Source organism: Sphingomonas sp. BE138, assembly GCF_031456125.1.
Classification (GTDB): Bacteria; Pseudomonadota; Alphaproteobacteria; order Sphingomonadales; family Sphingomonadaceae; genus Sphingomonas.
In genome coordinates this window covers 222,034-241,170 of sequence record NZ_JAVDUC010000003.1, presented here as the reverse complement: position 1 = coordinate 241,170, position 19,137 = coordinate 222,034, and the positions used below count along the sequence as shown (strand labels likewise).

The window sequence follows — 19,137 nt, the reverse complement described above, 5'->3', positions numbered from 1 at the left end:
TCATGCCCTTCACTTCGCCGCCGCAAGGCTGCGGCTCTTGTCGCGGATCGCGCGGAATTCGTCGCCGGCCACCCAGTTGGGCCAGGTGCTGCCTTCCGCCAGCGCGCGACCGATGCCGTAATAGAGTTGCACGTCCTTGACGGTGCCGGCCCAGTTCCAGTTCGGGTCGTATTCGTCCTTCGGCCCGTGGTAGCGGTGTTCCTCGTAATCCCTGGCCGCCGCGGCGCCCGCCGCCTTGCCGCCCGCGACCAGATCGTCGCCGGCATCGAAGTAGATCATCGGCACCCCGCGCTTGGCCAGGCTGAAATGGTCGGAGCGGTAGTAGAAGCCCTTCTCCGGGGTCGGCTCGTCGCCGGCGGTGCGGCCCTGCGTCCGGAGCGCGGCGGCGAGATCGGCGTCGAGATCGGACTTGCCCTTGCCGACCACCACGACGTTGCGCGCCGGGCCGGCGAGCGACAGCGCGTCCATGTTCACGCCGCCGACCGTCTGCGCCAGCGGATAGACCGGGTTGGCGGCATAATATTCGGAGCCGAGCAGGCCACTTTCCTCGCCCGTCACCGCGACGAACACCTGGCTGCGCGGGGCCGGCCCGGCCTTCACGTTCGCCTCGGCCAGCGCCACGAGCGCGGCGGTGCCGGTGGCGTTGTCGATCGCGCCGTTGCAGATGTCGTCGCCGTCGGGGGCCGCCTCGCAGTGGCCAAGATGGTCCCAGTGCGCGGAATAGAGGACGTATTCGTTCGGGCGCGTCGTGCCGGGCAGGATGCCGATCACGTTGCGCGACCGGTGGCGGCGTACCTCCTCGTCGAACGACACCGAGGCGCGCACGCCGCCCAGCGGGCGGGCGCGGAAGCCCTTGCGCCCGGCCGCGGCGGCGAGCGCGTCGAAGTCCAGCCCCTCGCGCTCGAACAGGCGGCGCGCCTGCGCCTCCTGCATCCAGCCGATCGCGGCGCTGTCCCCGGCGTGATTGTCGGCGGCATCGGCGACCTGTTGCGCGCCGGTCCAGCTCGACTGGACGACGTTCCAGCCGTAGGCGGCGGGCTCGGTCTGGTGGACGATGATCGCCGCGGCGGCGCCCTGGCGCGCGGCTTCCTCGTATTTATAGGTCCAGCGGCCGTAATAGGTCATCGCGCGGCCGCCGAACGCGCCGGTCAGCCCGGGCGTCTTCCAGTCGGGATCGTTGACGAGGATCAGCACCGTCTTGCCGCGCACGTCGAGGCCGGCATAGTCGTTCCAGCCCTTCTCCGGCGCATTGATGCCGTAGCCGACGAAGACGACGGGCGAGTCCTTCACCTCGACGCGCGGCGTGATCCGCCACGTGCCGACGACCATGTCGGGGCCGTAGTTCAGGCTCAGCGGCGCGCCGGCGCCGGTGAAGACGAGCGGCGAGACGTTCTTCGCGGTCAGCTCGACCAGCGGCACGTCCTGGTACCAGCTGCCCTTGTTGCCCGGCTTCAGCCCGGCGGCGGCGAAGCGTCTCGCGAGATAGGCGACGGTCTTCTCCTCGCCGGCGGTGCCGGGCGCGCGGCCTTCATAGGCGTCGGAGGACAGCTCCTTCGTCACCTCCTTCAGCGTCGCTTCCGCGATCGGCGCGACCGGGGCGACGATCGGCGGTGCGGGAGTTTGGGCGGGCAGCGCCGCCGCGAGCGCGAGCAGGGGGAGAGCGGCGAGACGCAGGAACATCATGAAACTCCGCGGGAGGTGGCGTGCGCGCCTTCTGCCAAGCGGCGAGGCCGCTGTCCACGGATGGTCAGGTGGCGGCGATCAGGTGGAAGAAGGTGCCGGTCACGCGTGCGCGGTGCGATCCGGCGTCGGGCAGGTCGGCGCCCTCCGCGTCCTGCACGCGGGCGAGGGGGGCGTCGGGCTGCGCGACGATCGTGGCATAGCGGAATTCGTGCCCCGCCAGCTCGGTGTCCGGGGCGAGCGCGCCGATCGGCGCGGCCAGCAGCGCACGGCGGTAGCCGAGGTGGAGCCGGCGCTGCGCATGGCTGGTCACCAGCCCGAGCAGCCCGGCCATGCGGTGCGACACGCCGTCGCGGTCGATCAGCGCCGCGCCGAGCGCCATGTAGCCGCCGCACTCGCCGTGCACCGCGCCCCCGGCGGCGACATGCGCGTGGAGCGCGGTGCGGAACCGCGTCGCCGCGGCCAGCGCGCCGGCGTGCAGCTCGGGATAGCCGCCGGGCAGCCAGACGAGATCGGCGTCGGCGGCGGGGGGCTCGTCGGCGAGCGGGGAGAAAGGGGCGATCTGCGCGCCGGCCGCCCGCCAGCCATCGAGCACGTGCGGGTAGACGAAGGAGAAGGCGGCGTCGTGCGCCAGCGCGATCCGCTGCGCCGGCGGGGGCAGGCGCGGCGCCGCGGCGGGCGCACGCGGGATCGCGGCGGCGGCGGCGCGGAGCGCGGCAAGGTCGACGTGCCGGGCGAGCAGCACGGCGTGGAGCGCGATGCGGCGGTCGAGATCGGCGTGCTCGGCGGCCTGCACCAGCCCGAGGTGCCGTTCGGGCAGTCGCAGCTCGGGGCTGCGCGGCAGCGCGCCGAAGACCGGGATGCCGACCTGATCGAAGGCGGCGCGCGCCAGCCGTTCGTGGCGCGGGCTGGCGACGCGGTTGAGGATCACGCCGGCGAGGCGCACCGCGGGGTCGAAGCGCGCGAAACCGGAGGCGGTCGCGGCCGCCGACTGCGCCTGACCCGACACGTCGAGGACGAGCACGACCGGCCAGCCCATGCGCGCGGCGATGTCGGCGCTGGCCCCGGTGCCGGTGGCCCCGGCACACGCCACGCCGTCGAAGAGACCCATCGAGCCCTCCGCCACCACCAGCGCAGCGTCGTCGCCGCACCCGGCCAGCGTGTCGAGCAATGCACCCGGCATCGCCCAGCTATCGAGGTTGAACGACGGCCGTCCGCTCGCGGCGTGGTGGAAGGCGGGATCGATGTAGTCGGGGCCGCTCTTGAACGGCTGGACCGCGACGCCGGCATCGCGGAAGGCGCGAAGCAGCCCGAGCATGACGGTCGTCTTGCCCACACCCGAGGCGGGAGCGGCGATCAGGAGGCCCGGGGAGGCGGTCATGCCGGCGGACTGCCGACCGGACGACCGGTGCGCAAGGGCCGTTGCAGTACGGCGCGGCCCTTGCGGCAGTCAGGAGTCCGGATTCAGGCGCGGCCGGTGGTCAGGCGCTGCGCCATCGCGCGTTCGACCGGCGTCAGGCCGTGGAGCGGATCGTCGTTCACGCGGCGCTGCGTGGCCGGGGCGGTCTTGGCGGTCTTGAACAGGCTGAGGGTCTTGCGGGTCATTTCGGTCCTCTGCGTGGCGCCGGCGCAGCGCGCCGGACATGAGCAAAGAACCGGAATGTTCGCGGGAGGTTCCGCGGTGGAGGGCGTGAGGAACGAACCGCACGGATCGCCGCTTCTTCGCTTGAAGGAGCAAGGCATGGCGAACGACACGTACGACGAGGATTTGGAACAGGCGCAGCTGGCGCTGGTCGAGGCGCAGGTGGCGATGGCGGCGTCGGGCGAGCGGGTCGTCATCGTGCTGGAGGGGCGCGACAGCGCGGGCAAGGACGGCACGATAAAGCGCATCGTCGAGCACCTGTCGATCCGGCTGACGCGCGTCGTGGCGCTGCCCAAGCCATCCGATCGCGAGCGGACGCAATGGTATTTCCAGCGCTATGTCGCGCATCTGCCCGCGGCGGGCGAGATCGTGATCTTCAACCGGTCCTGGTACAATCGTGCGGGGGTCGAGGTGGTGATGGGCTTCTCGACCGCGGCCGAACAGGCCGAGTTCCTGCGCGACGCGCCCGATTTCGAACGGATGCTGGTCGAGAGCGGCATCCGGCTGATCAAGATCTGGCTGGACATCGACAAGGACGAGCAGGCCGAGCGACTGAAGGCGCGGCGCACCGATCCGCTCAAGCAGCTGAAGGTGTCGGACATGGATGCGGTCGCGCAGGATCGCTGGGGCGATTATTCGGCGGCGCGCGATACCATGCTGCTGCGCACGCACACGCCGATCGCACCCTGGCATTGCGTGCGCGCCGACCACAAGAAGAAGGCGCGGATCGCGGTGCTGCGGCATCTGGTCCATCGCATCGCACCGGCGACGATCGCGAGGGATGTGCCGGTGGCGGATCCGAAAGTGCTGTTCTCGTTCGATGCGGATGCGGTCGGGGATGGGCGGCTGGCGACGTAGCGCGCGATCATGTCGCGCGATCCGTGCCGAACCAGTCGAAGGGCGTGCCACCCGGCACGTACTTCGACAAGTTCGGCACGAACGGTGTGTCGGGCGCGCCCGATCAGTCGCGCGTCGGGCTAGATGCGTTGACCGGATCGGGGATCGAGACCGTGCGCAGGGTCTGCTCCTGTGCGGCGGGATCGATGCGGCGGGTGCGGTCGAGCGGCTCGATCCTGACCGGGCCGCCTTCCTTCAGCGCCGTGACGATCGCCTCGATCACCAGAAGGTCGGCCAGTCCCTCCTCGCCGTCCGGCTCGACCGGTGCATCGTTGAGGATGCAATCGGAGAAATAGCGCAGCTCACCGCCGAACTGGTCGGTGGCCTTGAAGGTCTCGTGCGTCTTCTTTTCGCCGATCTGGCGGTCCTGCTCGAGCCCCTGGCCGAAGCCGTAGCACGGGCTCATGGTGATCGAGCCCTCGGTGCCGGCGATCACGAGGCTGTCGACCTGATTGGCGTAATAGCTGACGGTGAATTGGGCGAGGCGGTTCCCCGGCATCCGCAGCGTGACCGCGACGGTGTCGTCGAAATCGCCCGCGATCCCCGAGCCGGGGTGGCGCGAGCCGGCGGCGGCGACGACCTCGATCGGCTCGGCGCCGAAAAGGTAGCGGATCGCATTGATCGGATACGGGCCCATGTCGAACAGCGGCCCGGCCTCGATCCCGCTGGTAGCGCGGTGGTTCTTGGGGTCGACCATCTGCGCGAAGATCGAGGTGAAGGCGATCAGCTCGCCCAGCTCGCCGGCACGGATGCGCTTGATGGCGTCGAGCGTCGCAGGCTCGAAGTGGAGGCGGTAGGCGGTCATCAGCTTCGCGCTGCTGCGCTCCGCGGCGGCGATGATCTGCCGGCATTTCGCGGCAGAGACCTCGAGCGGCTTTTCGCACAGGACGTGGATGCCGGCCTCAAGCGCGGGGACCGCGAATTCGGCGTGGCGCCAGTTGGGCGTGGCGAGATAGATGGCGTCGATCTCGCCCGAGGCGAGCAGCTCGGGGAATTGCTCGTAGGAATAACGGTGCGCGACGTCGTAGCGGTCGCCGAGCGCCGACAGCTTCTCCGGGTCGCCCGAGACGAGCGCGGTGATCTCCGAATTGCCGGTGTGCGAGACGCCGGGCATCAGCGCTTCCTGGGAAATGTCGCCGAGACCGACGATGGCATAGCGGATCTTGCGGCCACCGAGGCCGAGCGCGGAAGCGATGCTCATGAACTTCTCCGATTGGGGGGACGGGCGGCAAGCGCGCCAGCGTCGCGATGGGTTCCGGCTATTCGCCGCCTGCCGCGCGCTGCTGCGCCGCGCGTTCGGTCAGGGTCTTGAGCGTTTCGTCGAAGCGGCCCTCACGCTCGGCCTGTCGGAGGAACTGCACCTCGTCGACGAGGATCTCGCGCGGGGTGGGCACGTGCGCGAACTGCGCGGCGACCGCGTCGGCGAAGGCGTCGAGCGGCATGTAGCCGGGACGGTTGGCCTGTCCGGGCGTCAGGTCGGTCCGGACGCCCGGCGGCGCCAGCTCGATCACCTCGACCTTGCCGTCCAGCTGCGTGCGCAGCGAAACGGTGTAGGAGTGGATCGCGGCCTTGCTGGCCGAATAGGTCGGCGCCGCGACCAACGGCACGAAGGCGAGCCCGGAAGTGACGGTGACGATCGCGGCATCGGGTTGCTGCACCAGATGATCGATCAGCGCGTCCGTCAGCCGGATCGGGCCGAGGATGTTGATCGCCACCGTCGCGGCGGCGTCCGACAGGTCGCGGCGCTGCGTCAGATCCTCGAACTTCATGATCCCGGCGTTGTTGAACAGCACGTTCAGCGCCGGGAAGTCGGCGACCACCGCCTTGGCGAAGGCGTCGACCGCGGCGGGATCCTCGACGTCGAGGACGCGGGTGTGGATACGCTCGCGCCCTGCCGCCGCGCGGTCGAGCGCGTCCTGGCGGCGGCCGGCGATGATGACGGTGTCGCCGCGGTCGTGGAAGCGATGCGCGAGCGCCTCGCCGATGCCGCTGCCGCCGCCGGTCATCAGGATCGTGTTGCCGCTGGTCTTCATGAGCGTCGCTCCGCGTGGTCAAGGAATCGTCGACGGCTCCAATGATCGTCGCGCGCGATCGTTCAACGCGTCCTCCCTCGCGCGGTGCGGGTCAGGCGGGGACCATCACCGACAACAGGTCGTCGACCGTGGCGGTCGCGAACGCGGTATATTCGTCGCCGATCGCGTAGGGCAGCAGGATGCGGCGGTCGTGGAGCAGCCCGCCGCAGCTGTAGGTGACGTTGGGGACGTAGCCGCCGCGCTGCTCGGCGCTGGGGAACAGCAGCGGCGAGGGCGTGCGCATCAGCACGCGCGACGGATCGTCCTTGTCGAGCAGGCACGCGCCGATGCAATAGCCGCGCACCATGCCGACGCCGTGGGTGAGGACCAGCCAGCCCTCGTCGATCTCCAGCGGCGAGCCGCAATTGCCGAGCTGCACGAACTCCCACGGATATTTCGGCCGCATGATCGGCGCGCCCGTCTCCCAGCGATGCAGATCGTCGGAGCGCAGCAGCCAGATGTTCTCGTTGTCCTGCCGGCCGAGCATCACGAACTGCCCGCCGACGCGGCGGGGGAACAGCGCCATGCCCTTGTAGGCGGTCATCGCGCCCTTCAGCGGGCGCATCTCGACGGTGCGCAGGTCGACGCCGCGCAACAGCTCCTGCCGGGCGTGCTGGCCGTCGAAGGCGGTGTAGGTGCCGATGACGCTGCGCACGCCGTCATGGTCGGTGAAGTTGACGAGGCGCAGGTCCTCGATGCCCTGCCGCTGGCTGCTCAGCATCGGGAAGATCACCGTCTCCGACACGTCGCGGCTGTCGGCGCAGACCAGCCGCACCCATTCGTCGTCGTGGCGCTCGATCTGCGGCGGCACGCCCTGGTCGCTGGGCGGATCGAGGATGAGCCGGTCACCGGGGCCCCAGGTGCCGGTGCGGAAGGTGACCGACGAGATGTGGCCTTCGCCGATCCCGCGCAGCGACATGATGAAGCGCAGCCCGCCCTCGGCATCGTCCTGCTCCTCGTCGGGCAGCGTGACGACGCTGGGGTTGAACAATGCGGCGGATTCGAACGCATATTCCTGGCTGAAATAGGCGCCGATCAGCAGTTGCGTGTCGGCGTCGACGGCGCCGACCCGGAGGTCGCCCTTTACCTCCTCGAAGCGGCGCAGCAGCACCTGCTCGGCATTGTGGTGGCGCGCGTTCATCGGCGCCATCAGCAACTGCTTCATCCGCGCGCGCATCGGGCCGTCGAGCGCGGCGATGCGGTCCACCACCGCCTGCGCGCGCGACACACGCCAGGCGGCGAAGGCATCGGGGTAGCCGAAGCTGAACGGGCGCAGGACGGTGCGCGACGGATCGGGGCGCAGTTCGAGGTCGAGCTTGGTAAACACGTCAGCGGCCTGCATCGACGGCGTCCTTCCTCAGCGCCGGGCCGCATCGTGCGCCGGGCGCGCGACATAACCGATGTTGCACCGCTTAGGCTCCGCGACAATTCATTGCAGGCGCGATGCCCCGGCCGCCGCGACGGACGGCCGGGGCCTTGTGTCGCGGGTCAGAGCCCGACGCGCAGCGAGGCGTTGGCGTTGTTCGTCCCGTTGGGGAAGAACCCGCCCCCGGCGCGGTTGGCGCCGGTGGCGTTCAGGTAGACGATGTTGTGCACCTGCTGGCTGCTGCGGCTGTAGGCGATCGCGTTGACGTTGGCGGGCACCAGATTGGCGTTGTTGCTGCTGTCGACCAGCCCCTGATCGTCGTCGGAGCCGATCCCGCGGATGTCGTCGTTGGCGGGGGTGCCGTCGAGCAGGTCGCGCGCGTCGGAGATGCGCGTGGTGGCGGTGATCAGCGTCGGGGTCTGCACGCCCTTGGCATACAGCACCGTGCGCACAATCCCGGCGTGATAGGCCTCCGCCGCCAGGATGCCGGCCGCCGCCTCCAGATAGGTCTTGTTGGTCAGCAGCGGTGCGGCGCCCTTGTAGGCGGTGACGCCGACATCCTCGAACAGGAACGCGCCGAGCAGGAAGTTCTCGGGCGACGCATACGGATTGAACGTCTCGCTCTGCCCGATCACCCCCGCCGCGCGCGCCGCAGCGGTGAAGGCGCCGTTCGCGCCGCCGTCGATGTTGATGTTGGGCATCGCGACCGCCGAGGAGCCGAGCGCCTGGCGCAGGAAGACGACGTGCGCCAGTTCGTCCGCCGCGATCTCGCGCGCATAGGCGCCGACGTTGCGGTCGCCCGAGAAGTCGACCTTCGCGCCGCCGGTGACGGTGCCCCCGGCGGTGCCCGAGCCGCTGGCGGTCTGCGCCGCGGTCAGCCCGGTGCCGTTGACCGCGTAGAGGTAGAATTGCGCTTCGAGATATTCGAGGTTGAGCGCCAGGTTCAGCACGTCGACGTCGGTGATCGCGGCGGTGGGGCTGGGGGTCGGGCTGGGGCTTGGCGTCGGGGCGGGGCCGCTCTCGTCATAGTCGCCGTAGCAGGCCGACAGCAGCGAGGCGCCGCCGATCAGCATGGCGCCGCCGCCGGCGGCCTTCAGGAAACCGCGTCGGGCGGCACGTCGCGCCTCGGCAGCGGCCAGGACGTCGAGAGCCTTGTGGGGATCGATCATGGGAACATTCCTTGAAAAGCGTCGGGAAGAAACATCGTCGAAGGAGAAGCGCGCACGCCCGCTCAGCCGGTCGATTTGATGTTGCCGGTGACGCCGTTGGGGAAGAAGCCGCCCATCGTCGCGGCCCCCGCGCTGAGATAGACGATGTTGAGCACCTGGCCGGGGGTGCGGCTGTAGGCCAGACCGTTGCTGTTCAGCGGGGAAAGGTTGGCGATCAGCGTGTCGCCGCTGCCCGACGGCGCGATCCCCTGATCGTCGTCGCCGCCGATGCCGCGGACCGGGTCGTCGGCGGGCGACCCGTCGAGCGTGTCGCGCGCGGCCGAGATCTTCTCGGTGGCGTCGATCAGCCCCTGCACGCCCTTGGAATACAGCGTCGTGCGGACGATCGCGGCGTGATAGGCCTCAACCGCCAGGATGCCGGCGGCGGCCTCCAGGAAGGTCTTGTTGGTCAAGAGCGGCGCGGCACCCTTGTAGGCGGTGACGCCGACGTCCTCGAAGATGAACGCGCCGAGCAGGAAGTCGGTGGGCGAGGCATAGGGATTGAACGTCCCGGTCGCATCGACGACCCCGGCGGCGCGCGCGGCGGCGGTGAACGGGCCGTTGGCGTCGCCGCTGATGTTGATGTTGGGCATCGCCACCGCCGCGGTGCCGAGCGCGGTGCGCAGGAACTTGACGTGCGCCAGCTCGTCGGCGGCGATCTCGCGCGCATAGGCGCCGACCAGCGGATCGGTGAGGAAGTCCACGCGCGCCCCGCCCGTGACGGTGCCGCCCGCGGCGCCCCCGCCGCTGGCGGTCAGGTCGCTGGTCAACCCGGTGCCGTTCACCGCGTAGAGGTAGAATTGCGCCTCGAGATATTCGAGGTTCAGCGCGAAGTTCAGGACGTCGGCATCGGTGACCGCCGTCTGCGCCAGCGCCGGATCGCTATAGACGAAGGCGCTGCCGACGGCGGCCGCGCCCAGCGCGGCGGTGAAGAAGGCGCGCCGGTTCTCGCGTCGTCGGGCGCGGCCGTCGAATGTTTCGATCAGAAGATCCTGCTCGGTTCGGGCGTCCTGCATGGTCATATCGCAACTCCCAAAAACCCCCGGGGAATGACACGAAGCGTCTTCCCCAAATTGGGTAAACGAAGGTACGGAACGAACCTGGATCAGGATGCAGCGCCGGCGAAAATAAACATGCACAAGGTCGGCCGACAGGGCGGAGTGACGAGGTGACAGGCATCGAAACGCCCGCGGCCGATCCGCGCCGGGCGATACTGGCGGCGGCACTGGCGCAGTGCGGGACCGGCGACCGCGCCGCGTTCCGGCGCGTCTACGAACTGACCTCGGCGAAGCTTTTCGGCATCTGCCTCCGTATCTGTGGCGAGAGGCAGGCCGCGGAGGACGTGTTGCAGGAGGTGTACCTGATCGTCTGGCGTCGCGCCGCCGCCTACGAGCCGGCGCGCAGCCACCCGGTGACGTGGCTGGCGACGATCGCGCGCAACCGTTCGCTCGACTGGCGGCGCTCGCCGCAGGGGCGGACGCCGACGCTCGACCCGGCGGAGGGCGCGCAGGACGAGGCGGCCGACGACGCGCCTTTGGCCGACGCCGCCTTGTCGATGATCGAGGAGCGCCAGCGGCTCGACCGGTGCATGGACCGGCTGGAGGAGCGCCCGCGCCACGCGATCCGCGCCGCGTTCCTCGGCGGGCTGACCTACGGCGATGTCGCGCAACGCGCGGGAGTGCCGTTGCCGACGATGAAGAGCATGATCCGGCGCGCCCTGCTCCGGCTGCGGGAGTGTCTCAGCGATGACGCCTGACGATCGCATCCTGGCCGCCGAATTGGTGCTGGGGCTGCTGCCCGACGACGAACGCGCGCGTGCCGAGGCACGCCGGGTGCAGGACGCCGCCTTCGCGGACGAGGTCGCGTGGTGGGAGGCGCGGTTCGCGGGTCTGTTCGACCGGTATCGCGAGGTGACGCCGCCCGCGCATCTGGCGGCGCGGATCGAAGCGATGATCGACCTGCCGCGGATCGCGCCGCGGCGGCGCGGGGTCGACTGGCGATCGGCGGGGATCGGCGCCGCGCTCGGCGCGCTGGCGGCGTCGGGCGCGGCGTGGCTGCTGGTCCCGCCGGCCCGGGTCGCCTCGCCGCCGTTGTCGCCGCCTGTGCAAGCGCCGCGGGCGACGCCGGTGCTGGTCGCGCAGCTCGACTGGTCGGAACGACGCGCGACGCCGGCACCGGTCGCCATCGTCCGGCCGGAGGCGCGGACGGTGCGGCTGGCGGGTGCGGTGTCCGTGCCTGACGGGCGGGTCGCGGAGCTGTGGCGCCTGCCACCGGGCGGCAAGCCGGTGTCGCTGGGCGTGATCGCGACGGACGGGGTGCGGACGATCGCGCTGGCGGCGGCAAACGTGCCGCGCGCGGGCAACTCGCTGGCGATTTCGGTCGAGCCGCGCGGCGGGTCGCCGACTGGGCAGCCGACCGGCCCCGTCATCGCCGCGGGTGCGCTGGCGGCGCTGTAGGGGTCTGACGATCGGGCACTTTCGCGCCGCGACGCCGTGACTTGCGTCGGCGTCGCGGCTAGCGTCGTGCCGCGGCGCGGGGCAAGCCGTGGGGAGCAAGCGATATGACCGGACGCCATCCTTCGCGGCGCGACCTGCTGGGCGGCATCGCGGTCGCGGCATTGCCCGCGGCGGTGCGCGATACGCCGCCGCTGGCCCGGCTCGCGGCGGCGAAGGGCGTGACGTTCGGCACGGCGGTCGGCGGCGGCCGGCCGGGATCGCTGACGGGGATGTTGTCCGATCCGCGGATGATGGCGGTCGTCGCGCGCGAGGCGGGCGCGATCGTCGCCGAGAACGAGATGAAGCCCTATGTGATCGCACGGGTGGCCGACGCGCGCGATTTCGCGCCGGGCGACCGGATCGCGGACTGGGCGCGCACGCACGGCAAGCGGCTGCGCGGTCACACGCTGTTGTGGAACACGCCGCAATATGTGCCGCGATGGCTGGAGCAGCGCTATGCGGACGCGCCCGCGGCGGCGCTGGCGGCGTGGCTTGAGCGGTATGTCGGCGAGGTCGTCGGGCATTTCGGGCCGCAGGTGCATGCGTGGGACGTCGTGAACGAAACGGTCGATCCCGCCACCGGCGCGCCGCGCGACACGGTGTTCCAGCGCAAGCTGGGGTTCGAGGCGCTGCGCATCGCGTTCGAGACCGCCCGGGGGCGGGCGCCGCACGCGCGGCGCGTCTACAACGACTTCATGTCGTGGGGCGAAGGCTCCGCGGCGCACCGTGCCGGAGTGCTGCGGCTGCTGGAGCGGTTCCGGCGCGAGAACGTGCCGGTCGACGCGCTGGGGGTGCAGAGCCACATCGGCACCGAGCAGAGCGCGACCGGCTCCGGCGGCGACATGGCGCGCACGCGGACGCGCGAGCGCGAGTGGCGCGCGTTCCTCGATGCGGTGACCGCGATGGGATATCGGCTGGCGATCACCGAATTCGACGTCAGCGACCGCCGGCTGGCCGGATCGATCGCGGCGCGCGACGCGGAGGTCGCGGCGGTGGGCAAGGGCTACCTGGACCTGATGCTGTCGTATCGGCAGCTCGACGAGCTGATCTGCTGGGGCCTGGTCGATCGCTACAGCTGGTTGCAGGGCTTCTCGCCGCGCGACGATCGCCAGCCGCTGCGCCCGCTGCCGTTCGACGATGATTACCGGCCCAAGCCGCTGCGCGACGCGATCGCCGCGGCGCTGAAGGCAGCGCCGGCGCGCCAGAGTTTGATCCACTGACGTGGAGGCGGCTAGCGCCGTTTCTTCGCGATGGTGGCGGTGAAGTCGGGGTCCTTCTTCGCCACCCAGTCGACGAACTTGCGCGTCGGGGTTCGCCAGCAGCGCGTCGACGTCCATGCCGTGGCGCTGCAATTCGGAATTGGTGAAGTTGGCGGTCAGCGTCTGCTGACAGATCGGGTGCATCGGCACCACGTCGCGCCCGCCGCGGCTCTTGGGCACGGGATGATGCCAGACGATCGTCGCACCGAGCGGCCGGCCGCACAACCAGCACGGCGGCGGGGCGGCGGCGGCCTCGTCATCCGCGGCGGGCGGGTAGGGATCGTGCTTGGAGGAACGGCGTGCCATGGGTCGGTCGTGTCCGGCTGGAGGGGATGGGGATCAGTCCTGGTAGCGCAGGGTGTTGGCGAAGCCGTCGTTCGCCTTGGTCATCCTTGCGACCTTGCGCAGCGTCGCACGGACGTGGCGCTCGAAGCGGCGGTCGTCGTTGATGCCGGTCTGCCGATATTCGTCCTGCGCGAGCAGCGCCTTGACGTGCGCGGCGAAGGCATCGCGGTCACCGGCATGGCCGCCGGCCTGTAGCGCGCGGCACGCCCATTCCTCGGCCGCCGCCTGGTCGTAATCGTCCTGCGCCGCATAGCCGCGCCGGTCCGCCGCCGCCTGATCAAGCCGCGCCGCCGCCTGCCGGCGCTCCAGCCAAATGCGGACCTTGTCGCCATCCCAGGCGGTCGCGGCGTCGGTCATCGGGCGTTCCTTGCTGTGGTGGCGGGGCAGTGGTGGCGGGGCAGTGATGGCGGCCCCGTAGCGCAAAGCCATGCGCAGGAACACGCCCGCGCGGCCAAATCGGCGGTCGATCGTTGGGGCGGCGCAAAGGAGATCGCCCCGCATGCCCCGTTCCGTCCTGATTACCGGTGCCAGCGTCGCCGGCAACACCGTCGCATGGTGGCTCGGCCGCCACGGGTTCGACGTCACGGTGGTCGAGCGTGCGCCGGCGTTCCGCGACGGCGGTCAGAACATCGACGTGCGCGGCGCGGGGCGCGAGGTGTTGCGGCGGATGGGGCTGGAACGGGCCGCGCTCGACCGCGGGACGGGCGAGGAGGGGACCGCCTGGGTCGACGCCGACGGCGGTGCGGCGGCGCTGTTCCCGGTCGCGCATGGCGGCCGCGACGGGCCGACCGCCGAACTGGAGATCCTGCGCGGCGATCTCGCGCGGCTGCTGTACGAACCGGCGGCGGCGCACGCCACGTACCGCTTCGGCGACAGCGTGGCGGCGATCACGCACGACGGCGCGGGTGCCGGGGTCACCTTCGCCAGCGGCGCGACCGCGCGCTTCGACGCGGTGATCGTCGCCGAGGGCGTGGGCTCCTCGACGCGCGGATTGGTCTTTCCGGACGAGAACGAGCCGCGCTGGATGGATCTGACGATCGCCTATTTCACGATCCCGCGCACCGCGGACGACGACCGGCTGTGGCGCTGGTACAATGCGCCGGGCGGGCGCAGCATCTCGCTGCGGCCCGATCGTCACGGGACGACGCGCGCGATGCTGTCGATCCAGCAATCCCCGGCCGGCGAGCAGGACTGGGATGCGGAGCGGCAGAAGGCGTGGCTGCGCCAGCGCTTCGCCGATGCCGGGTGGGAGGCGGCGCGCGTCCTGGACGGATTGGACCGCACCGGGGATTTCTATTTCGACGTGTTGCGGCAGGTGCGGATGCCGCGCTGGTCGCGGGGCCGGGTGGCGCTGACCGGGGATGCGGCGTGGTGCGCGACGCCGATCGCCGGGATTGGGACGACGCTGGCGATCACCGGCGCCTATGTCCTGGCCGGCGAGCTGATCCGCAACGCCGACGTGGCGAGCGCCTTCGCGGCGTACGAGCGTGCGATGCGGCCGATGGTCGAGGACGCGCAGGGCGTGCCGAAGATCGCGCCGCGGCTGCTGCACCCGCAGAGCCGCACCGGCATCCGCCTGCTCCACGCCGCGCTGGCGGTGGCGAGCCGGCCGGCGGTGCGCAAGGCGACCGGGTCAATATTCGGAGGCAACGGCATCGAGCCCGACCTGTCGCCCTATCCGGGTGGCGACGGGGCCCCGCCCGCTGCTGCCCCGTCCCCTGCAGAGACCGGAATGTCGCCGCTGCCGGCGCTGGCGGTGGTCGGCGCGGCGGTGGGGGCGAGTGCGCTGGTCGGCCGCCGCAACGCGCCCGATCCCTCGCATCCGCGGATCCGGCGCTGGTACCACCGGCTCGACAAGCCCGGCTTCACGCCGCCGGACGCGGCGTTCGGGGCGGTGTGGCCGGTGCTGGAAACCGGGCTGGCGGTGGGCGGCTACCGGCTGCTCCGCGCGCCGGCGACGGCGCGCCGGAACGTCGCGCTGGGACTGTGGGCCGCCAATATCGCGATGATCGGCGGCTGGACCGAATTGTTCTTCCGCCGCCGGCAGCTGGGCGGAAGTGCGGTCGCCTCGGGCGCGATGGTCGCATCGGGCGCGGCGCTGACGGTCGCGGCGGCGAAGGTCGATCGCCCCGCCGCGGCGCTGGCGACCCCCTTCGTGGCGTGGGTCGCCTTCGCCACCGTGCTGGCGGAGCGGATCCGGCGCGACAATCCCGCGGCGGCCGCACCTTCGGACGGCCAGCGATGAACCGGCGCGGGCGGCGGCGCTACGGGATCAGCCGGTCCGCGCGCAGCCGCTCGAACAAGGCGAAGAAGGCATCGTCGGTCGGCTGATAGCCGGTAAAGCCGAGCCGGCGGCTCTTGCTCATGTCGGTGACCACCTCGATCGGGCGACCGAGATCGGCGTCGGTGTGCCAGGGCGAGGCGAGACGGTCCAGATCCGGCTCGGTCAGCCCCTCGCGCGCCACGATCGTGCGCCACAGGTCGGCATCACCGGCCATCTGCTGCTCCAGCGGGCGGACGGTGCCGTCGAAGGGCGCGGGCTCGACCCCGAACCATTGCGCGATGCGGCCCCACATCCATTCCCAGCGGAAGACGTCGCCGTTGACGACGTTGAACGCCTCGTCATGCGCGGCGTCGGTCTCCACGGCCCACAGCAAGTGGCGGGCAAGCTGCCCCGCGTCGGTCATGTCGGTCAGCCCCGACCATTGCGCCGCCGAGCCGGGAAAGACGAACGGCCGCCCGCGCTCGCGGCACAAGGTCGCATAAACCGACAGTGTCGTGCCCATGTTCATCGCGTTGCCGACCGCCAGCCCGATCACGGTATGCGGCCGGTGCACGCTCCAGCTGAAGCCGTCGCGCGCCGCGGCGGCGAACAGTTCGTCCTCCTGCGCATAATAGAAGTTCTCGACGTCGAGCCGCCCCTGTTCCTCGCGGAACGGCGTCTGCGGCAGCGTCCCTTTGCCATAGGCCTCGAACGGACCGAGGTAGTGCTTCAGCCCGGTGACCAGCGCGACGTGGCGCGGCCCGCTGGGCCGGGGGAGCGCGTCGAGCAGGTTGCGCACCATCGCGGCGTTGACGCGGATGTTCTCCGCCTCGCTGTCCTGCCGGGCCCAGGTGGTGATGAACACCGCATCGGGGTGGAGGTCGCGCAGCGCCGCCGCGGTCGCGGCCGCGTCCTGCAGGTCGGCGGCAACGGGCGTCACGCCCGGTCGTGCGCGTGGTCGGCGCGCGAGGCCGTGGACCGTCCACCCCTTCGCCGCCAGCAGGTCGACCGTCGCGCCGCCGACGATCCCGCTTGCGCCCACCACCAATGCCGTCTTCGTCATGTGCGTCTCCTCGATCGACACGGGAGCTAGGCACCGTGGCGCCGCGTTTGTAGACGGCACCGTTCACACCCCCAGGCACCGGAAGGTAACCGCATGCAGCCCGGATCGCCGGAAGAGGAATGGCGCGAGGATTGCGCGCCGCGTCGCGTGCTGGAGCTGTTCGCGACCAAGTGGACCAGCATGGTGCTGCACACGCTGCACGCGCGCCATGACGGCGCCGCGCGCACCGGCGTGCTCCAGCGCAGCCTGCCGGGCATTTCGAAGAAGATGCTGACGCAGACCGTGCGCGACATGGAGGCGAGCGGGCTGCTGTCGCGGCACGTGCAGAGCACGATCCCGCCGATGGTCGAGTACCGGCTGACCGAGTTGGGGCGGCGCTTCGTGGAACCGGTGGAACTGCTGTACCGATGGGGGCGCGACAATCGCGATGCGCTGGACCGGCTGGCCCCGCGCGCGCGCTCACGGCGCGCCTAGGCCCGGCGCGGCGGCGCGCGGCCGGTGCTCGGAGGACCGGACACGAGGCCGAGCGCCCGGTCGACGATCCAGTGCAGCGCGGTGGCGAGCGCCGCGCCCACGATGACCTCGCTGCCGCGCTCGATCGCGGCGTGGCCGACGCCGCCGTCCGGTGTTGCGGTCATAAGCACGATCGGGGCGGTCCACATGCAGACGCGCAGCATCGGCCAGCGTCGCGCTATACCCGCGCAGATCGCCACCGCCGTCGCGAGCTGAACCGGGTGTTCGGGCCAGGGGTCGACGATCGTGCTGCCCACCGCCACCGCGACCAGCACGCCCGCGACGGTGGCCGCCACGCGCCACAGGAACGCGCGACCTGTGTCGCCGGCGCTGTCCTGCGACACCACCAGCGCGGACACCACCGCCCAGACCGGATGGCCGAGCCCGAGCGCCCCCGCCGTCACCGCGGCGAGGAGCGCCGAGCCGGTGCAGCGGACGACAAAGGCCACCGGGCGCAGGCGCGCACGCGCCGCGGCCGGCCGGGCGGCGGCGCTCACCGGAACAGATTGGCCCGGGCGAGCTCGATCACTTCGGTGCCTCGCCCGCTCAGCACCGCGCGCGCGGCATAGAGGCTGAAGCCCTTCGCCTGCTCGGCCTGGATCTTGGGCGGCATGATGAGTTCGAGCCCCTCGGTCACGACATCGACCAGCGCCGGGCCGTCGTGCGCGAACGCCTCGCGCAGCGCGCCCTCCAGCGCGTCGGAGCGCGTGACGCGCGCGCCGAAATAGCCCATCTCGCGCGCGATCGCGGCGAAATCCGGGTTCTTCAGCGACACGTTGGTGTCGACATAGCCGGCGGCTTTCTGCTCCAGTTCGACGAAGCCGAGCGTCGAGTTGTTGAAGACCACGATCTTGATCGGCAGGTCCATCTGCACCGCGGTGAGCATGTCGCCCATCAGCATCGCAAGCCCGCCGTCGCCCGACAGCGAGACGACCTGCCGCCCCGGGAACCCGCCCTGTACGCCCAAGGCCTGCGGCAGCGCATTGGCCATCGACCCGTGGTTGAACGAGCCGATCAGCCGCCGCTGTCCGTTCATCGTCAGGTAGCGCGCCGCCCATACCGCGGGCGTCCTGACGTCGGCGGTGAAGACCGCGTTCGCCGCGGCGAGGCGATCGATGGTCGCGGCGACATATTGCGGGTGGAGCGGCTTCTCCCCGTCGCGCGGACTGGCGAGTTCGTCGAGGCCGGTGCGCGCGTCGCGATAGTGCGCGCGCGCCTTGTCGAGGAAGCCGTCGTCACGGTCGGGGTGGACGAGCGGGGCGAGGCGGGCGGCGAACTCCTTCACGTCGGCGACCACGCCCAGGTCGAGCGGCACCCGCCGGCCCAGCGCGCCCGGATCGCGATCGACCTGCACCACCTTCGCCTTGTCGGGATAGAAGTTGCGATACGGGAAGTCGGTGCCGAGCATCAGCAGCGTGTCGCATTCCATCATCGCATGATAGCCCGAGGAGAAGCCGATCAGCCCGGTCATGCCGACATCGTAGGGATTGTCGTATTCGATCCACTCCTTGCCGCGATACGCGTGGACGATCGGCGCCTTCAGCGCGGCGGCGAGCGCCACCACCTCGTCGTGCGCGCCCGCGACACCCGATCCGCACAGCAGCGTGACCGCCTTCGATTCGTTGACCAGCGCCGCCACCTGATGCAGCGCCGCGGCGTCGGGAACGAGCCGCGGCGCGGCGAGCGCGGGAAAGGGGACGGCGCGGGTGTCGGGCGCCTTCTGGAGCGCGACGTCGCCAGGAATCACCAGCACCGCAACCCCGCGCTGCCCGATCGCGGTGCGGATCGCGCGGTGGAGCAGTTCGGGCATCTGCCGCGCGTCCTGCACCATCTCGCAGAAGTGGCTGCACTCGCGGAACAGCTCGGTCGGGTGCGTTTCCTGGAAATAGGTCAGGCCGATTTCGCTCGACGGGATATGCGCGGCGATCGCCAGCACGGGAACGTGGTTGCGGTGGCAGTCGAACAGCCCGTTGATCAGGTGCAGATTGCCCGGGCCGCAGCTGCCCGCGCACACCGCCAGCGCGCCGGTGGCGGCGGCCTCCGCACCGGCGGCGAAGGCGCCCGCCTCCTCGTTGCGAACATGCATCCAGTCGATCATGCCCGACCGGCGCATGCTGTCGTTGAAGGCGTTGAGGCTGTCGCCGGTCACGCCCCAGATCCGCTTCACCCCCGCTTCCACCAGCGTATCGTTGAGAAGGTCGGCGATCGTCTTGCTCATCGGCGTCGTGTCCTGCTTGGGGCTGTTGCCCGTGGGTGCGCATGGAACGTTCCGGCGGCGTTTCGCTTCCGTTTAAATAGATCAACCCCGGCTGCAATCCTTGCACTCGTGCCGCG

Annotated in this window: 18 protein-coding genes and 1 pseudogene; 6 read left to right on the top strand and 13 right to left on the bottom strand. The window is 71.0% G+C overall.

Annotated features, from left to right (window positions below):
- Positions 1-9: 9 nt before the first annotated feature.
- The 3 genes from J2Y58_RS06200 to J2Y58_RS06190 form a co-directional block, all read right to left on the bottom strand.
- Positions 10-1,680 (bottom strand): M28 family peptidase, encoded by a 1,671-nt coding sequence (locus tag J2Y58_RS06200; RefSeq protein WP_310100252.1) that lies wholly within the window; start codon positions 1,678-1,680, stop codon positions 10-12.
- Between the two features lie 67 nt (positions 1,681-1,747).
- The gene (locus J2Y58_RS06195; protein ID WP_310100249.1) at positions 1,748-3,061 is read right to left on the bottom strand and encodes a cobyrinate a,c-diamide synthase; all 1,314 of its coding nucleotides are present in this window, start codon (positions 3,059-3,061) and stop codon (positions 1,748-1,750) included.
- A gap of 83 nt (positions 3,062-3,144) precedes the next feature.
- Positions 3,145-3,285 carry a hypothetical protein gene (locus J2Y58_RS06190; protein WP_310100246.1) on the bottom strand — a complete coding sequence of 47 codons (141 nt, stop codon included), beginning with the start codon at positions 3,283-3,285 and terminating at the stop codon, positions 3,145-3,147.
- Between the two features lie 136 nt (positions 3,286-3,421).
- Here J2Y58_RS06190 and ppk2 point away from each other — a divergent pair, with 136 nt between their 5' ends.
- Positions 3,422-4,180 (top strand): polyphosphate kinase 2, encoded by a 759-nt coding sequence (gene ppk2, locus J2Y58_RS06185; RefSeq protein WP_310100241.1) that lies wholly within the window; start codon positions 3,422-3,424, stop codon positions 4,178-4,180.
- 103 nt (positions 4,181-4,283) lie between these two features.
- On the opposite strand, the gene J2Y58_RS06180 is transcribed toward ppk2, so the two are convergent.
- The 5 genes from J2Y58_RS06180 to J2Y58_RS06160 all read right to left on the bottom strand — a co-directional run bounded on the left by J2Y58_RS06180 (position 4,284) and on the right by J2Y58_RS06160 (position 9,887).
- A complete protein-coding gene (locus J2Y58_RS06180; RefSeq protein ID WP_310100237.1) occupies positions 4,284-5,420 on the bottom strand; it encodes a Gfo/Idh/MocA family oxidoreductase in 1,137 nt (378 codons plus the stop codon).
- 58 nt (positions 5,421-5,478) lie between these two features.
- On the bottom strand, positions 5,479-6,252 hold the full coding sequence (locus J2Y58_RS06175) for an SDR family oxidoreductase (RefSeq protein WP_310100235.1): 774 nt from the start codon (positions 6,250-6,252) through the stop codon (positions 5,479-5,481).
- Between the two features lie 91 nt (positions 6,253-6,343).
- Positions 6,344-7,633, bottom strand: a complete 1,290-nt coding sequence (locus J2Y58_RS06170; protein WP_310100232.1) for a glycoside hydrolase family 130 protein — start codon at positions 7,631-7,633, stop codon at positions 6,344-6,346.
- A gap of 146 nt (positions 7,634-7,779) precedes the next feature.
- Positions 7,780-8,826, bottom strand: coding sequence for a ferritin-like domain-containing protein (locus J2Y58_RS06165; protein ID WP_310100229.1), 1,047 nt, complete (start codon positions 8,824-8,826; stop codon positions 7,780-7,782).
- Between the two features lie 62 nt (positions 8,827-8,888).
- Positions 8,889-9,887, bottom strand: a complete 999-nt coding sequence (locus tag J2Y58_RS06160; RefSeq protein ID WP_405053070.1) for a ferritin-like domain-containing protein — start codon at positions 9,885-9,887, stop codon at positions 8,889-8,891.
- A gap of 146 nt (positions 9,888-10,033) precedes the next feature.
- On the opposite strand from J2Y58_RS06160, the gene J2Y58_RS06155 reads away from it, so the two are divergent.
- The 3 genes from J2Y58_RS06155 (at position 10,034) to J2Y58_RS06145 (ending at position 12,580) form a co-directional block, all read left to right on the top strand.
- A complete protein-coding gene (locus tag J2Y58_RS06155; protein WP_310100226.1) occupies positions 10,034-10,621 on the top strand; it encodes a sigma-70 family RNA polymerase sigma factor in 588 nt (195 codons plus the stop codon).
- Entirely contained in the window at positions 10,611-11,321 is a 711-nt protein-coding gene (locus tag J2Y58_RS06150) for an anti-sigma factor domain-containing protein (RefSeq protein WP_310100223.1), read from the top strand. Before J2Y58_RS06155 ends, J2Y58_RS06150 begins: the two co-directional genes overlap by 11 nt.
- Before the next feature lie 104 nt (positions 11,322-11,425).
- On the top strand, positions 11,426-12,580 hold the full coding sequence (locus J2Y58_RS06145; protein WP_310100220.1) for an endo-1,4-beta-xylanase: 1,155 nt from the start codon (positions 11,426-11,428) through the stop codon (positions 12,578-12,580).
- 11 nt (positions 12,581-12,591) lie between these two features.
- On the opposite strand, the pseudogene J2Y58_RS06140 reads toward J2Y58_RS06145, so the two are convergent.
- A pseudogene (locus J2Y58_RS06140) lies at positions 12,592-12,925 on the bottom strand (hypothetical protein).
- 33 nt (positions 12,926-12,958) lie between these two features.
- Positions 12,959-13,321, bottom strand: coding sequence for a hypothetical protein (locus tag J2Y58_RS06135; RefSeq protein ID WP_310100217.1), 363 nt, complete (start codon positions 13,319-13,321; stop codon positions 12,959-12,961).
- Between the two features lie 142 nt (positions 13,322-13,463).
- Here J2Y58_RS06135 and J2Y58_RS06130 point away from each other — a divergent pair, with 142 nt between their 5' ends.
- Complete coding sequence (locus J2Y58_RS06130) at positions 13,464-15,209, top strand: tryptophan-rich sensory protein (RefSeq protein WP_310100214.1); 1,746 nt, start codon at positions 13,464-13,466, stop codon at positions 15,207-15,209.
- A 19-nt stretch (positions 15,210-15,228) separates the two neighbouring features.
- Here the strand turns inward: J2Y58_RS06130 and J2Y58_RS06125 are convergent, their stop codons facing one another.
- The gene (locus J2Y58_RS06125) at positions 15,229-16,290 is read right to left on the bottom strand and encodes an SDR family oxidoreductase (protein ID WP_310100211.1); all 1,062 of its coding nucleotides are present in this window, start codon (positions 16,288-16,290) and stop codon (positions 15,229-15,231) included.
- Positions 16,291-16,383: 93 nt separating this feature from the next.
- Here J2Y58_RS06125 and J2Y58_RS06120 point away from each other — a divergent pair, with 93 nt between their 5' ends.
- Positions 16,384-16,764 carry a helix-turn-helix domain-containing protein gene (locus J2Y58_RS06120; protein ID WP_310100209.1) on the top strand — a complete coding sequence of 127 codons (381 nt, stop codon included), beginning with the start codon at positions 16,384-16,386 and terminating at the stop codon, positions 16,762-16,764.
- Here J2Y58_RS06120 and J2Y58_RS06115 read toward each other — a convergent pair.
- Positions 16,761-17,300, bottom strand: a complete 540-nt coding sequence (locus J2Y58_RS06115) for an FUSC family protein (RefSeq protein ID WP_310100207.1) — start codon at positions 17,298-17,300, stop codon at positions 16,761-16,763. The two genes, J2Y58_RS06120 and J2Y58_RS06115, sit on opposite strands and share 4 nt — an antisense overlap.
- Complete coding sequence (gene poxB, locus J2Y58_RS06110; RefSeq protein WP_310100203.1) at positions 17,297-19,021, bottom strand: ubiquinone-dependent pyruvate dehydrogenase; 1,725 nt, start codon at positions 19,019-19,021, stop codon at positions 17,297-17,299. Before poxB ends, J2Y58_RS06115 begins: the two co-directional genes overlap by 4 nt.
- Between the last annotated feature and the right edge of the window lie 116 nt (positions 19,022-19,137).

Excerpts from the sequence above, each read along its gene's own strand:
- J2Y58_RS06125 (WP_310100211.1), bottom strand. The coding sequence starts at position 16,290 with ATGACGAAGACGGCATTGGTGGTGGGCGCAAGCGGGATCGTCGGCGGC.
- J2Y58_RS06120 (WP_310100209.1), top strand. The coding sequence starts at position 16,384 with ATGCAGCCCGGATCGCCGGAAGAGGAATGGCGCGAGGATTGCGCGCCG.
- J2Y58_RS06160 (WP_405053070.1), bottom strand. The coding sequence starts at position 9,887 with ATGACCATGCAGGACGCCCGAACCGAGCAGGATCTTCTGATCGAAACA.
- J2Y58_RS06145 (WP_310100220.1), top strand. The coding sequence starts at position 11,426 with ATGACCGGACGCCATCCTTCGCGGCGCGACCTGCTGGGCGGCATCGCG.
- J2Y58_RS06170 (WP_310100232.1), bottom strand. The coding sequence starts at position 7,633 with ATGCAGGCCGCTGACGTGTTTACCAAGCTCGACCTCGAACTGCGCCCC.
- J2Y58_RS06135 (WP_310100217.1), bottom strand. The coding sequence starts at position 13,321 with ATGACCGACGCCGCGACCGCCTGGGATGGCGACAAGGTCCGCATTTGG.
- J2Y58_RS06150 (WP_310100223.1), top strand. The coding sequence starts at position 10,611 with ATGACGCCTGACGATCGCATCCTGGCCGCCGAATTGGTGCTGGGGCTG.
- J2Y58_RS06195 (WP_310100249.1), bottom strand. The coding sequence starts at position 3,061 with ATGACCGCCTCCCCGGGCCTCCTGATCGCCGCTCCCGCCTCGGGTGTG.
- poxB (WP_310100203.1), bottom strand. The coding sequence starts at position 19,021 with ATGAGCAAGACGATCGCCGACCTTCTCAACGATACGCTGGTGGAAGCG.
- J2Y58_RS06130 (WP_310100214.1), top strand. The coding sequence starts at position 13,464 with ATGCCCCGTTCCGTCCTGATTACCGGTGCCAGCGTCGCCGGCAACACC.
- J2Y58_RS06200 (WP_310100252.1), bottom strand. The coding sequence starts at position 1,680 with ATGTTCCTGCGTCTCGCCGCTCTCCCCCTGCTCGCGCTCGCGGCGGCG.
- ppk2 (WP_310100241.1), top strand. The coding sequence starts at position 3,422 with ATGGCGAACGACACGTACGACGAGGATTTGGAACAGGCGCAGCTGGCG.
- J2Y58_RS06190 (WP_310100246.1), bottom strand. The coding sequence starts at position 3,285 with ATGACCCGCAAGACCCTCAGCCTGTTCAAGACCGCCAAGACCGCCCCG.
- J2Y58_RS06165 (WP_310100229.1), bottom strand. The coding sequence starts at position 8,826 with ATGATCGATCCCCACAAGGCTCTCGACGTCCTGGCCGCTGCCGAGGCG.
- J2Y58_RS06175 (WP_310100235.1), bottom strand. The coding sequence starts at position 6,252 with ATGAAGACCAGCGGCAACACGATCCTGATGACCGGCGGCGGCAGCGGC.
- J2Y58_RS06180 (WP_310100237.1), bottom strand. The coding sequence starts at position 5,420 with ATGAGCATCGCTTCCGCGCTCGGCCTCGGTGGCCGCAAGATCCGCTAT.